We start from the raw sequence: 12,824 nt of genomic DNA on the forward strand, positions 1-12,824 counted from the left end.
GGCTGTGGGGGAGCATCGCAAGGCGGAGCGTCGCCCGCGTACTGGATGTACTCGGGTGATGCGACAACGCAGCGAGGTGCCGTGCCGGGCGTCGCGAGCCGGTGAACCTTTCCGGTCACAGCACTAGACGTCGGAGCGGGCCGCGGCCAGCAGTTCCTCGGCGTGGGCGCGGGCCGTCTCGGAGTCCTCCTGGCCCGCCAGCATCCGGGACAGCTCGCGGACGCGGTCCTCGCCCTCCAGCACCTTCACCCCGGACCGGGTGACCGACCCGTCGTTCGTCTTCTCGACCAGGAGCTGCCGGTCGGCGAAGGCGGCCACCTGCGGCAGGTGCGTGACCACGACGACCTGCGCGGTCTTCGCCAGCTTCGCCAGGCGCCGCCCGATCTCGACGGCCGCCTTGCCGCCGACGCCCGCGTCGACCTCGTCGAACAGGTACGTCGGCACCGGGTCCGTGCCCGCGAAGACCACCTCGACGGCCAGCATCACCCGGGACAGCTCACCGCCGGAGGCGCCCTTGGCGATGGGCCGGGGCGGCGCGCCGGGGTGCGGGGCGAGCAGCAGCTCGACCTCGTCGACGCCCGTCGGCCCGTAGGCGACGGTGCGGCCGCCGATCTCGACGCCCTCGGCGTCCTCGCTCTGCCGCAGGTCGAACGACACCCGTGCGTGCGGCATCGCCAGCGAGGCCAGTTCGGCGGTCACCGCGGCGGCGAACCGCTCGGCCGCCTCGGCCCGGGCGCCGGTCAGCTCCTGGGCCAGTCCGCCCAGTTCGGCGCGGAGGGCGTCCCGCTCGGCGGTCAGCTCCTCCAGCCGCTCGTCGTCGCCGTCCAGCTCGGTCAGGCGCGCGGCGCCGCCCTCGGCCCACTCCAGGACGGCGCCCACGTCCTCGCCGTACTTCCGGGTCAGCGCGGTCAGCGCGGCCCGCCGCTCCTCCACCGCGGCCAGCCGCAGCGGGTCGGCGTCCAGGTCGTCGGCGTACCCGGCGAGCTCACCGGCCACGTCGCCGAGGAGGATGCCGATCTCGCCGATCCGGTCGGTGAGCGCGGCCAGCGCCGGGTCGTGGGCGCGCACGGCCTCCAGGGCCCGCTGGGCGCCCGCGACGAGCGTGGCCGCGTCGATGCCCTCGGGGTCCTCCGGGTTGCCCGCGAGGGCGGCGTGCGCGGCCGTGGCGGCGGACGACAGGGCCTCGGCGTGCCCGAGCCGCTCGGCCTCCTCGGCCAGCTCCGTGTCCTCCCCGGCCCGCGGCTCCACGGCCGCGATCTCCTCCAGGCCGTAGCGCAGCAGGTCGGCCTCCTGGGCCCGTTCGCGCGCGCGGGTGATGATCTCGTCCAGTTCCGCGGCGACGGACCGCAGCCGGCGGTAGGCGCCGGTGTACTTGGCGAGCGGGGCGGCGACCGCGTCCCCGGCGTACCGGTCCAGCGCCTGCCGCTGCCGGTTCAGCTTCAGCAGGCCCTGCTGGTCGGTCTGACCGTGCACGGCGACCAGGTCGTCGGCGAGCTCGGCGAGCAGCCCGACGGGCACGCTGCGCCCACCGAGGTGCGCCCGGGAGCGGCCCTCGGCGGAAACGGTCCGGCTGATCAGCAGCGCGCCGTCGTCGAGTTCCGCCCCGGCCTCCTCGGCCCGGACGACCGCAGCCGTGTGCGCGGGCACGGCGACCCGCCCCTCCACGACGGCCTTCCCGGCGCCGATCCGGACGAGCGCCGGGTCGGCGCGCCCGCCCAGCAGCAGCCCGAGGCTGGTGACCACCATGGTCTTGCCCGCGCCCGTCTCGCCCGTGACGGCGGTGAAGCCGGGCGACAGCTCTACGACGGCGTCGTCGATGACTCCGAGCGACCGTATCCGCATCTCCTCCAACACGGACACGACCTTACGAGGTCGGGGGCGCACCGTGCGACGGCCCCCGGGGCTCGGGTGGGAAGTCGCAGGTGGACGAATGCCCACCGCGGTCGTATATCACCCGCGGGAGTGGCCCCACGGGTCTCCCTGCGGGCTTCGTCCAGTGCTGTGGCCGGAAAGGTGTGCCGGGATGCTCGCGGCGTCCGGTGCCGGGGGCACCTCCCACGCCGTTCAGGCCGTGGGGGAGCATCGCACGGCGGAGCGTCGCCCGCGTACGGGATGTACTCGGGTGCTGCGGCAACGCGGCGAGGTGCCGGGCCGGGCGCCGCGAGCCGGTGGCCCTTCTCGGTCACAGCACTAGTGGGGCGCTCCCCGCCAGCCGGAGACGGGGAGGGCGAACTTGGCCACCAGGCGGTCCGTGAAGGAGGCGTGGTGCAGCCGGGCGAGCCGCACCGGTACGGCGCCGCGCCGCACCTCGACCCGCGCGCCCGGCGGCAGCTCGACGGTCCGCCGCCCGTCGCACCAGAGCACCCCGGGCGGCACGTGCGGCAGCACCTCGACCGCCAGCACCGAGTCCGGCGAGGTGACCAGCGGCTTGGCGAAGAGGGCGTGCGCGGAGATCGGCACCATGAGCAGGGCCTCCACCTCCGGCCACACCACGGGCCCGCCCGCGGAGAAGGCGTACGCCGTCGAGCCGGTCGGGGTGGCGCAGACGATGCCGTCGCAGCCGAAGCCGGTGACCGGGCGGCCGTCGATCTCCAGCACCACCTCGAGCATCCGCTCGGCGGACACCTTCTGCACGGCGGCCTCGTTGAGCGCCCAGTCGGTGTGCACGATGTCCCCGTTGCGGTGCACGACCACGTCGACGGTCATGCGCTCCTCGACCTCGTAGGCCCGGCTCACCACCCGGTCGACGACCTTGTGGAGGTCGTCCCGCTCGGCCTCGGCGAGGAACCCGACGCGGCCGAGGTTCACCCCGAGCATCGGCACCCCGGAGGCGCGCGCGAACTCGGCGCCGCGCAGCAGGGTGCCGTCGCCGCCCAGCACGATGAGCAGTTCGCACCCGTCCAGGCACTGCGGAGTGGCCTCCTTGACCAGCTCCACCTCCGGGGGCAGCGGCAGGTCGCACGCCTCGGCCTCCAGGACGCGGACGCCGATACCGGACTTCAGCAGCCCCTTCACGACGAGTTCGGCGCTTCGGATCGCCGCGGGCCGGCCGGTGTGGGCCAGCAGGAACACGGTTCGAGCTCGGCTCTGTGTCAACGCGGCCCCTCCGCCACTGCACGGTCGACGTCGGCCGGGTCCATTTCCGGTGCACCGGCCCGCAGCCAGAGAAAGTACTCGACGTTCCCGGACGGGCCGGGCAGCGGGCTGGCGGTGACCCCCCGCACCCCGAGCCCGAGGTCCGCGGCCCGGCCGGCCACGCCCCGCACGGCCTCCGCGCGCAGCTCGGGGCTGCGGACGACGCCTCCGCTGCCCAGCCGCTCCTTCCCCACTTCGAACTGCGGCTTGACCATCATCACCAGGTCGGCGTCCGGCTTCGCGCACCGCACCAGGGCGGGCAGCACCAGGCCGAGCGGAATGAAGGACAGATCCCCCACCACAAGATCCACAGGTTCCCCATCGATCGCCTCGAGCGTCAACTCCCGGACGTTCGTACGGTCCTTGACGCTCACGCGTTCATCGCTCTGCAGCGACCAGGCGAGTTGGCCGTATCCGACGTCCACGGCGACGACGTGCGCGGCGCCCGCCCGCAGCAGGACGTCGGTGAAGCCCCCGGTGGACGCGCCCGCGTCCAGCGCCCGGCGGCCCTCCACCCGCAGGCCCTGCGGCACGAAGGCCTCCAGGGCGCCGGCGAGCTTGTGGCCGCCCCGGGAGACGTAGTCGGGGTCGCTGTCGTCGGCCGCGACCACGATCGCGGCGGCGGTCTCCACCTGGGTGGCGGGCTTGGTCGCGACGGTCCTGCCGACGCTGACCCGCCCGGCGGCGATGAGCTGGCCGGCGTGCTCGCGCGAGCGGGCGAGCTTGCGGCGGACCAGCTCCGCGTCGAGACGGCGACGTGCGACTCCTGCCACGTTCGGTTCAGCTCCTGTTGTCGTGCGGTCGTGCGGGGACGGGGGGTCCCGGGCGGGTGTCGAGCGCGGCGAGCGCGTCGCGCAGGCCCCCGTGTACATCCTCGTACACCGCGACGTGCCCGTCGGTGGCGAGGTGGTCGGCGTCGCCGAGCCGCTCCAGGGCCGCGTCGACGCCGGCATGGCCGGTGGGGGTGCGCGGCACGCCGAGCGGGGCCGGGGCGGACGGGTCGTCGTCCGCCCCGGCGGCCGGGAGGTCCGGGTCGGGCACCGGTACGACCGCGGCGGGGGGCGCGGCCTCGGGCACGGAGTCGGTCATGCCCCGACGCTACCGCGAAGCGCTGCGGTACCGTCGGTCGCGATGGCCACGACCGAGGAGTGCCGCACGGCACTGGAAAAGCTTTCGGACAATCTGCAGGGCGCCGAGGGCGACGTCCGCGCTGCCGCGGCCCTGGACCGCTCCGTGAGCTGCTGGATCACCGACCTGGACGTCACCTTCGCGGGCCGCCTCACGGACGGCCGGATCGAGGTGCGCGACACGCTGCCGGGGCCGCCGGCCGAGCGGGCGGAGATCCGGCTCGCGATGACCGGCGACGACCTGGTGTCGCTGGTCGGCGGGGAGCTGCACTTCGCCAGGGCCTGGGGCTCGGGCCGGGTGCGGCTGGAGGCGGGTCTGCTGGACCTGTTCCGGCTGAGGAAGCTGCTGTAGCGGAGCCGTCGGGCCCGGTGCGGCGGCCGGCTGTCCCGGTGCCGCACCCGCGTACCCGGACGTGCCGCGCAGGCCCGGCGCCGGGCGCGGCCGCCGGGGGCTCAGGACGCCCCCTCGGCGGGCACCCGGGCGCGGGCCCGGCGCGCGGCCGGGACCACCAGCGGAGTCCCCGTCTCCGGGTCGTCGACGACCTGGCAGCGCAGCCCGAAGACCTCCTCCACCAGCTCGGCGGTGACGATGTCCCCGGGGGCGCCCGAGGCCACGACCTTCCCGGCCTTCAGGGCGACGAGGTGGGTGGCGTAGCGGGCCGCGTGGTTGAGGTCGTGCAGGACGGCCACGAGTGTGCGGCCCTGCTCCTCGTGCAGTTCGGCGCACAGGTCCAGCACGTCGATCTGGTGCTGGATGTCCAGGTAGGTGGTCGGCTCGTCGAGCAGGAGCAGCGGGGTCTGCTGGGCGAGGGCCATGGCGAGCCAGACACGCTGCCGCTGGCCGCCGGACAGTTCGTCGACGTACCGGTCGCTGAGCTCGGCGACCCCGGTCCGCGCCATGGACGCGCGCACCACCCGCTCGTCCTCGGCCGACCACTGCCGCAGGATGCCCTGGTGCGGGTGGCGGCCGCGGCCGACGAGGTCGCCGACGGTGATCCCGTCGGGTGCGACCGACGACTGCGGCAGCAGGCCCAGGGTGCGGGCGACCTGCTTCGCGGGCATCGACTGGATGACCCGTCCGTCGAGCAGCACCCGGCCACGGCTGGGCCTGAGCATCCGGGACAGCGCCCGCAGCAGGGTCGACTTGCCGCACGCGTTCGGGCCGACGATCACCGTGAAGGAGTGGTCGGGGATCTCCACCGACAGCTGTTCGGCGATGACCCGGCGGTCGTAGGCGAGGGTGACGTCGTCGGCGGACAGGCGGTTCACGGTGCTCCTTCGGTGGTGCGGCGGCCGGGGTCGTGGGGTCCGGGCGGGGCGGCTGCGGCGCTCATGCCCGGCCCGCCCGGCGCTCCGTGACGAGCAGCCGGAGCAGGTGGACACCGCCGAGCACACCGGTGACCACGCCCACGGGCAGCTGGTCGGCGCCGAAGGCGCGCTGCGAGACCCAGTCGGCGGTGACGAGCAGGGCGGCGCCCGTGCACAGGGAGGGGACCAGGTTCGGTCCCGGCGAGCGGGTGAGGCGCCGGGCGAGCTGGGGGGCGGTCAGCGCGACGAAGCCGACGGGACCGGCGGCGGCGGTGGCCGCGGAGGTGAGCAGGACGGCGGAGGCCATGAGCACCAGCCGGGTCCGTTCGACGCGCACGCCGAGGGCGTGGGAGACGTCGTCGCCCATCTCCGTCATCCGCAGGCCGGGCCCGTGGGCGAGGACCACGGGCACGAGGACGGCGCACAGCACGAGAAGCGGCCGGACCTGGGTCCAGTCCCGTCCGTTGAGGGAGCCCGTCATCCACACCACCGCGCGGGCCGCGTCGACGAAGTCGGCCTGGGTGACGAGATAGCCGTCGACGGCGGTCACGACGGCCGAGACGCCGATGCCGACGAGGACCAGCCGGTAGCCGTGCACGCCCTGCCGCCAGGCGAGGAGGTGGAGGGCAAGGCCGGTGACCAGGCCCCCCGCGAGGGCGCCGAGGGTGACGGCGGCGGCACTGCCGGAGAACACGACGATGACGACGAGGGCGCCGGCCGTGGCGCCCTGCGAGAGGCCCAGCACGTCGGGACTGCCGAGAGGGTTGCGGGAGACGGCCTGGAACACCGCGCCGCCGAGCCCGAGGCAGGCTCCGACGAGGAGGCCCACGAGGACGCGCGGAAGCCGCAGTTCGCGGACGACGAACTGCTGGCCGCGGTTGCCGCCGCCCGCCACGGCGCGCAGCACGTCCCCGGCCGGGATCGGGAAGTCGCCGGTGCCGATCAGCAGGACGCCCGCGGCGAGCGCCGCGAGCAGCAGCAGGACGACGACGGCGGCGGCGCGCAGGTCGACGCGGAGGGACAGGCCGCCGGCACGCAGGACCCGGACCCGGCGGACGGTCCGGCCGGTCCGTGCGGCCCGGCGCACGGGGGTGGTCGTGGATGTCACAGCCGCGCCGTCCTCCGTCGCCGTACGAGCAGGACGAACACCGGGCCGCCGATGACCGCGGTGACGACGCCGACCTGGACCTCGGCGGGCCGGGCCGCGATCCGCCCCACGACGTCGGCGCCGAGCAGCAGCACCGGCGCCAGGACGGCGGCGTAGGGCAGGATCCAGCGCAGGTCGGGCCCGGTGAAGGAACGGACCGCGTGCGGGACCATCAGCCCGACGAAGGCGATCGGACCGCACGCGGCGGTGGCCGCACCGCACAGCACGGTCGCGGCGAGCATCGCCAGGGCCCGGGTCCGGCCGAGGCGGGCGCCGAGGGACCGGGCCGTGTCGTCGCCCAGCGCGAGGGCGTTGAGCGGGCGGGCGAGGAGCAGGGTGAGGAGCGTGCCGGCCACGAGGAACGGCAGCACCTGCGCGACGGTCGTGCCGGTGGCGGCGGACAGCGATCCCACGGTCCAGAAGCGCATCGTGCCGAGGGCCGCGTCGTCCGTGATCATCACGGCCTGCAGATAGCCGTAGAGCGCGGCGCTGATCGCGGTGCCGGCGAGGGCGAGCCGGACCGGTGTGGCACTCCGGCTGCCGCCGAGGAACCACACCAGGGCGCCGACCGCGGCCGCGCCGAGGAACGCGCACCACACATGGGCCTGGAGGCCGGTGACCCCGAGGAAGGTGATGGCGGTGACGACGGCGGCCGACGCGCCCGCGTTGATGCCGAGGAGGCCGGGGTCCGCCAGCGGATTGCGGGTGAGCGCCTGCAGGACGGCCCCGGACAGGCCGAGCGCGGCTCCGGCGAGCAGGCCGAGGACGGTACGGGACAGCCGTTCGCGCACGACGGTGTCCCCGTACGTCCCCGAGTGCTCGAGCAGGCCGTGCCAGACCTGGGCCGGGGACAGCTCCTTCGCCCCCACCGCGATGCTCACCAGGGCGACGAGCACCAGGATCGCGGCGGAGGCGACGAGGCCCGCGGCTCGTGCCGCCCGGCGGCTCGGGGGTGCCGCGGCCGTCGCCGCGTGCTCTTCGGGAGGAGTCTCGACCAACACGAAGTTAGGTTAGCCTACCCTCGCCAATCACTCGACGCGGCAGGGCGCTTCACCCATCGACGGACCGGCACGTATGAGGACACACCGGACCGCGTCGTCCCAGAGCGGCCGGCCCGGCGGCGCAGGCGTCCCCGAGCCGGCCCTCCTCACAGCCCCAGCCGGGCCAGCGCCTTCCCCGCGTCGAGGGAGCAGGAACCGTCGCCCGCCGCCGTCCACGCCGCGGCGCACAGCGCGCGCAGCCCGTCGAGGGGCTCCCCGTCGCCGTTCAGGTCGAGCTGCTCCGCGCCGGCCGTCGCCGTCCACCCGCCGCACCGGAATCCGTCACTCTCACGGGTGACTTCCGGCTGTCCGGCGAGCAGTCCCCGCAGATCCGCGTCGACGTAGGTGGGCCGGTGCCGCGGGGGCGCGGCGAGCAGGTGCGCGGCGTCGGTGACGCCGGTCAGCACGAGCAGGGAGTCCACCTCCCCGTTGAACGCACCCTCGATGTCGGTGTCCAGCCGGTCCCCGACGACCAGCGGCCGCTCCGCCCCGGTGCGCAGGATCGTCTCGCGGTGCATCGGAGGCAGCGGCTTGCCCGCCACCTGCGGCTCCGCGCCCGTGGCGATCCGGACCACCTCGACGGCCGCACCGTTGCCCGGGGCGATGCCACGGGCACCCGGGATCGTCAGGTCGGTGTTGGACGCGAACCACGGCACCCCGCGCGCGATGGCGTAGCAGGCCTCCGCAAAACGTCCCCAGGCCAGTTCCGGACCGCCGTAGCCCTGCACCACCGCCGCCGGGTCGTCGTCGGCCGAGTCGACCGGCTCCAGGCCCCGCTCGCGCAGCGCCACCCGGAGCCCCTCACCGCCGATCACCAGCACCCGCGCACCGGCCGGCGCCTGCTCGGCGATCAGCCGGGCCACGGCCTGCGCGGAGGTGATGACGTCCGGTGCCCCGGCCGGTATCCCCAGCTCCGTGAGGTGCGCGGCCACCGCGTCCGGCGTGCGCAGGGCGTTGTTCGTGACGTACGCCAGGTGCATGCCGCCCTCGCGGGCGGAGCCGAGGGACTCGACGGCGTGCGCGATCGCGGCGCCCCCCGCGTACACCACACCGTCCAGGTCGAGCAGGGCCGTGTCGTACGCCTCGCTCAGGGCCCGCCCACTGCCCTCGGGACTCGTCCTGACGCCCTGGCTCATTCCGCATCGCTCCTCGAATCACAGGTTTTCCCCCGATCATCCCCCATGGCACCGACGCACGTACGATGCCGGGATGAACACAGCAGGTCACTCGCCGGAGACGGCGCGCCGAGGCCTCGACCTCACCCCGTTCCGGGGCCTTCGATACGACCCCGACCGGGTCGGCAGCCTGGCAGCCGTGACGTCCCCGCCGTACGACGTCGTCGTGCGCCCGGACGGCCTGCACCACCTCGAGTGCGCGGACCCCTACAACATCGTCCGCCTGATCCTGCCGCAGGCAGGCACCCCCGGCGCCCGCAACGCACAGGCAGCGGACACCCTGCACCGCTGGCTGTCGGAGGGCGTGCTGACCGCGGACGCCGAGCCGGGGCTCTACGTCTACGAGCAGCACGACGGCGAAGGCCTGCTGCAACGCGGCCTGATCGGTGCGCTGCGCGTGTCGGACCCGGCGGAGGGGGTGGTGCTGCCGCACGAGGACGTGATGCCGCACGTCGTCGCGGACCGCGCCGCGCTGATGCGCGCGACCTCCGCGAACCTCGAACCACTGCTGCTCACCTACCGGGGCAACGGCTCCACGGCCGCCACGACGGTGGTCGTGGAGCGCACCGCCGCCGAGCCGCCCCTGCTGTCGACGACGACCGAGGACGGCTTCAGCCACCGGCTGTGGGCGGTCACCGACCCGGCCGACGTGGCGGCGGTCCGCGAGGACCTCGCCGGCCACCAGGCCCTGATCGCCGACGGCCACCACCGCTGGGCCACCTACCGCACGCTGCGCGCGGAGCACGCCTCCCCGAGCCCGTGGGACTACGGTCTGGTCCTGCTGGTCGACACGGCCCGCTACCCCCTGCGCGTGCGCGCCATCCACCGCCTGCTGCACGGATTTCCGGTGGCCGACGCGCTGTCCGCACTGAAGGGCCGGTTCCGGATCCGGCCGATGGCCGTGCCCCTGGCGGAGGCGCTGGCGGCGCTCGCCGACGCCGCCTGCGAGGGCAACGCCTTCCTGCTCGCCGGCGACGGCTCCTTCCACCTGGTGGACCGCCCCGACCCGGAGCTGCTGGCCCGCACCGTCCCCGCCGACCGCCCCGTCGCCTGGCGGACCCTGGACGCGACGGTGCTGCACGCCACCCTGCTGGAGCACGTCTGGCGCATCCCGGAGGACTCCCCGGACCGCATCGCCTACATCCACGACACCGTCGCCACGGTGGAGAAGGCCGAGCGCGACGGCGGTACGGCCGTCCTGATGCACCCCGTGCGCGAGGAGGTCGTCCGCGACCTGGCCCGCCAGGGCGTCACCATGCCCCGCAAGTCCACGTCGTTCGGCCCGAAGCCGGCGTCCGGGCTGGTGCTGCGGGCGCTGGACCTGTAGGGGCCGCGGGGCCCGCGGCGCGGGCGCCGGTACGGAACGGCCCTCGGACATGCGGAAGGGCGGGTCCGGTGCGGGCCCGCCCTTCACGCCTCGACCGCCGCCGCACACACGCGCGGCGGCAGCCGGTGCCGGTCGTCAGTCGCGGTCGGTACCGGCGTCCTCGCCCGCCTCGGACGGCTCGGCGGCGCCGTTCCCGTCCTCGTCGAGGGCGTCCACGAACTCCACGCCGTCCAGCTCGGCCAGCCGGTCGGAGGCGTCGGTGCTGCCGTCGCGGTCGGCCTCGACGGCCTTGGCGAACCACTCCCGCGCCTCGTCCTGCCGGCCCGCGGCGAGCAGCGCGTCGGCGTAGGCGTAGCGCAGTCGTGCGGTCCAGGGCTGGACGGAGTGGGAGGCGAGCTCCGGGCTCTGCAGCGTCACGATGGCGGCGTCGACCTGGTCCATGTCCCGGCGGGCGCCGGCCGCGACGAGCCGCATCTCGACCTGCCCGGCCTTGTCGAGCTTGTGCACCTCGGGCGCGCCGGCCATCTCCAGGGCCTTCTCCGGGCGGCCGCGGCCGCGCTCGCAGTCGGCCATGACCGGCCACAGCTCCACGTTGCCGGTCATCCGGCGGGCGGTGCGGAACTCGGCCAGCGCCTCCTCGTACTTCTGGTTCGCGTACGCGGCGAACCCGGCCGCCTCGCGGACGGCGGCGACACGGGACGCCAGGCGCAGGGCGATCTTCGCGTACGCGTAGGCACCCTCGGCGTCCTCGTCGATGAGCCGGCCGGTCATCACCAGGTTGCGTGCGACGTCGTCGGCGAGCGTCTTCGGCAGGCTCTGCAGCTCCTGCCGCACGTCCCGGTCGAGTTCGTCGCCGGTCACGTCCTCCGGGATCGGCAGCCGCTTGATCGGCTCCCGGTCGCGGTCGCGGTCCCGGTCATCGCGGCGGAAGCCGCCGCCACGGCGGTCGTCCCCGCGGCGGTCGTCCCGGCCGCGGAAGCCACCGGGGCGGCCGCCCCGGTCGTCCCGGCGGGGCCCGCGCCCGCCCCGGTCGTCGCGGCCGCGGAATCCGCCGCGCTCTCCGCGGTCCGCGCGATCGCCCCGGTCGCGGTCGTCCCGGCGGTAGCCGCCGCGGTCGTCGTCACGGCGGGCGTAGCCGGGACGGTCGTCGTCACGGCGGAAGCCACCGCGGTCTCCGTCACGGCGCCCGTAGCCGCCCCGGTCGCCGCCGTCACGGCGGTCGTCGCGGCGGTACGCAGGCCGGTCGCCGCGGTCGTCACGGCGGAAGCCGCCACGCTCGGGCCGGTCGCCGCGGTCATCGCGACGGAACCCACCGCGGTCACCGCGGTCGCTGCGGTCGTCGCCCCGGAACCCGCCGCGCTCGGGCCGGTCGCTGCGGTCGTCGCGACGGAAGCTACCGCGCTCGGGCCGGTCGCCGCGGTCATCGCGACGGAAGCCACCGCGGTCACCGCGGTCACCGCGGTCGCTGCGGTCGTCGCCCCGGAACCCGCCGCGCTCGGGCCGGTCGCCGCGGTCATCGCGACGGAACCCACCGCGGTCACCGCGGTCGCTGCGGTCGTCGCGCCGGCCGCCGTAGCCACCGCGATCGTCGTCACGGCGGGCGTAGCCGGGACGGTCGTCGTCACGGCGCCCGCCGGAGCCGGGGCGCTCGTCGTCGCGGCGGAATCCACGCCGGTCGTCACGGCGGTCGTCCCGCCGGTCGTCGCGGCGGTACGCAGGCCGGTCGCCGCGGTCGTCACGGCGGAAGCCGCCACGCTCGGGCCGGTCGCCGCGGTCATCGCGACGGAACCCACCGCGCTCGGGCCGGTCGCCGCGCTCGCTGCGGTCGTCGCGCCGGCCGCCGTAGCCGCCGCGGTCGTCGTCACGACGCGGGCCGCCGCCGGAACGGTCGTCACGGCGGTAGCCCCCCCGGTCGCCGCGGTCGCGGTCGTCACGGCGACCGTGTCCACCGCGGTCACCGCGGTCGCTGCGGTCGTCGCGCCGGCCGCCGTAGCCGGGGCGCTCGTCGTCGCGGCGCGGGCCTCCGCGGTACCCACCACGGTCACCGCGGTCACCACCGTCCCGGCGGCGCTGATCCCGCTCCGGACGCTCGTCGGGAGAGTTGGTGGACATCGGTGACTCCTGTCTTCGGTACCGCAAGTCATTCTCGCGCAGCCGGGTACTCGACGCGCACTGGAAAAAAGAAAAGGACCCCTGGTCCCAGCTGAACGCTGGGACCAGGGGTCCTTCCAAAGATTGCTCGGCGGCGTCCTACTCTCCCACAGGGTCCCCCCTGCAGTACCATCGGCGCTGTAAGGCTTAGCTTCCGGGTTCGAAATGTAACCGGGCGTTTCCCTCACGCTATGGCCACCGAAACCCTAATGGTTTCGAGCGAACAAGCACACTTTTCAATTGGTGGTTCTGCTCAAAGCCGACAACTGTTCGTTGTCTCAGAACTTACACAGTGGACGCGAGCAACTGAGGACAAGCCCTCGGCCTATTAGTACCGGTCACCTCCACACGTTACCGTGCTTCCAGATCCGGCCTATCAACCCAGTCGTCTACTGGGAGCCTTACCCCATCAAG

Annotated in this window: 11 protein-coding genes and 2 rRNA genes; 2 read left to right on the forward strand and 11 right to left on the reverse strand. The window is 74.9% G+C overall.

All coding sequences use genetic code 11. From position 1 onward, the window contains the following. Positions 1–123: 123 nt before the first annotated feature. The 4 genes from recN to P3H78_RS32010 form a co-directional block, all read right to left on the reverse strand. Entirely contained in the window at positions 124–1,842 is a 1,719-nt protein-coding gene (recN, locus tag P3H78_RS31995; RefSeq protein ID WP_276112699.1) for a DNA repair protein RecN, read from the reverse strand. Between the two features lie 348 nt (positions 1,843–2,190). Continuing rightward, positions 2,191–3,096 (reverse strand): NAD kinase, encoded by a 906-nt coding sequence (locus P3H78_RS32000; protein WP_276112691.1) that lies wholly within the window; start codon positions 3,094–3,096, stop codon positions 2,191–2,193. After that, positions 3,093–3,908: a TlyA family RNA methyltransferase gene (locus P3H78_RS32005; protein ID WP_276112692.1), complete on the reverse strand. Its 816-nt coding sequence runs from the start codon at positions 3,906–3,908 to the stop codon at positions 3,093–3,095. Before P3H78_RS32005 ends, P3H78_RS32000 begins: the two co-directional genes overlap by 4 nt. Positions 3,909–3,915: 7 nt before the next feature. Next, the gene (locus P3H78_RS32010; protein WP_276112693.1) at positions 3,916–4,224 is read right to left on the reverse strand and encodes a hypothetical protein; all 309 of its coding nucleotides are present in this window, start codon (positions 4,222–4,224) and stop codon (positions 3,916–3,918) included. A gap of 42 nt (positions 4,225–4,266) precedes the next feature. Between P3H78_RS32010 and P3H78_RS32015 the strand changes: the two genes are divergently transcribed. Beyond that, on the forward strand, positions 4,267–4,614 hold the full coding sequence (locus tag P3H78_RS32015) for a sterol-binding protein (RefSeq protein WP_276112694.1): 348 nt from the start codon (positions 4,267–4,269) through the stop codon (positions 4,612–4,614). 101 nt (positions 4,615–4,715) lie between these two features. Here the strand turns inward: P3H78_RS32015 and P3H78_RS32020 are convergent, their stop codons facing one another. From P3H78_RS32020 to P3H78_RS32035, 4 genes are all read right to left on the reverse strand, one after another. Beyond that, positions 4,716–5,531 carry an ABC transporter ATP-binding protein gene (locus P3H78_RS32020; protein WP_276112695.1) on the reverse strand — a complete coding sequence of 272 codons (816 nt, stop codon included), beginning with the start codon at positions 5,529–5,531 and terminating at the stop codon, positions 4,716–4,718. Between the two features lie 61 nt (positions 5,532–5,592). Further along, the gene (locus tag P3H78_RS32025) at positions 5,593–6,678 is read right to left on the reverse strand and encodes a FecCD family ABC transporter permease (protein ID WP_438828079.1); all 1,086 of its coding nucleotides are present in this window, start codon (positions 6,676–6,678) and stop codon (positions 5,593–5,595) included. Then, complete coding sequence (locus P3H78_RS32030) at positions 6,675–7,718, reverse strand: FecCD family ABC transporter permease (protein ID WP_276112696.1); 1,044 nt, start codon at positions 7,716–7,718, stop codon at positions 6,675–6,677. The genes P3H78_RS32025 and P3H78_RS32030 overlap by 4 nt, the downstream gene beginning before the upstream one ends. A gap of 146 nt (positions 7,719–7,864) precedes the next feature. After that, positions 7,865–8,893 (reverse strand): HAD hydrolase-like protein, encoded by a 1,029-nt coding sequence (locus P3H78_RS32035; protein WP_276112697.1) that lies wholly within the window; start codon positions 8,891–8,893, stop codon positions 7,865–7,867. 73 nt (positions 8,894–8,966) lie between these two features. Here P3H78_RS32035 and P3H78_RS32040 point away from each other — a divergent pair, with 73 nt between their 5' ends. After that, on the forward strand, positions 8,967–10,259 hold the full coding sequence (locus tag P3H78_RS32040) for a DUF1015 domain-containing protein (protein ID WP_276112698.1): 1,293 nt from the start codon (positions 8,967–8,969) through the stop codon (positions 10,257–10,259). A gap of 135 nt (positions 10,260–10,394) precedes the next feature. Here the strand turns inward: P3H78_RS32040 and P3H78_RS32045 are convergent, their stop codons facing one another. The 3 genes from P3H78_RS32045 to P3H78_RS32055 form a co-directional block, all read right to left on the reverse strand. Further along, entirely contained in the window at positions 10,395–11,093 is a 699-nt protein-coding gene (locus P3H78_RS32045; RefSeq protein WP_276112701.1) for a tetratricopeptide repeat protein, read from the reverse strand. A 1,403-nt stretch (positions 11,094–12,496) separates the two neighbouring features. Further along, positions 12,497–12,613, reverse strand: a 5S ribosomal RNA gene (gene rrf / locus P3H78_RS32050). Between the two features lie 105 nt (positions 12,614–12,718). Further along, positions 12,719–12,824, reverse strand: a 23S ribosomal RNA gene (locus P3H78_RS32055); the annotation flags it as partial.

Source organism: Streptomyces tropicalis, assembly GCF_029269835.1.
In the GTDB taxonomy this organism is placed as follows: Bacteria; Actinomycetota; Actinomycetes; order Streptomycetales; family Streptomycetaceae; genus Streptomyces; species Streptomyces tropicalis.

What these genes read in the sequence shown, in the direction of transcription:
- recN (WP_276112699.1), bottom strand. Translation starts at nt 1,842, where the DNA reads ATGCGGATACGGTCGCTCGGAGTCATCGACGACGCCGTCGTAGAGCTG.
- P3H78_RS32010 (WP_276112693.1), bottom strand. Translation starts at nt 4,224, where the DNA reads ATGACCGACTCCGTGCCCGAGGCCGCGCCCCCCGCCGCGGTCGTACCG.
- P3H78_RS32015 (WP_276112694.1), top strand. Translation starts at nt 4,267, where the DNA reads ATGGCCACGACCGAGGAGTGCCGCACGGCACTGGAAAAGCTTTCGGAC.
- P3H78_RS32035 (WP_276112697.1), bottom strand. Translation starts at nt 8,893, where the DNA reads ATGAGCCAGGGCGTCAGGACGAGTCCCGAGGGCAGTGGGCGGGCCCTG.
- P3H78_RS32040 (WP_276112698.1), top strand. Translation starts at nt 8,967, where the DNA reads ATGAACACAGCAGGTCACTCGCCGGAGACGGCGCGCCGAGGCCTCGAC.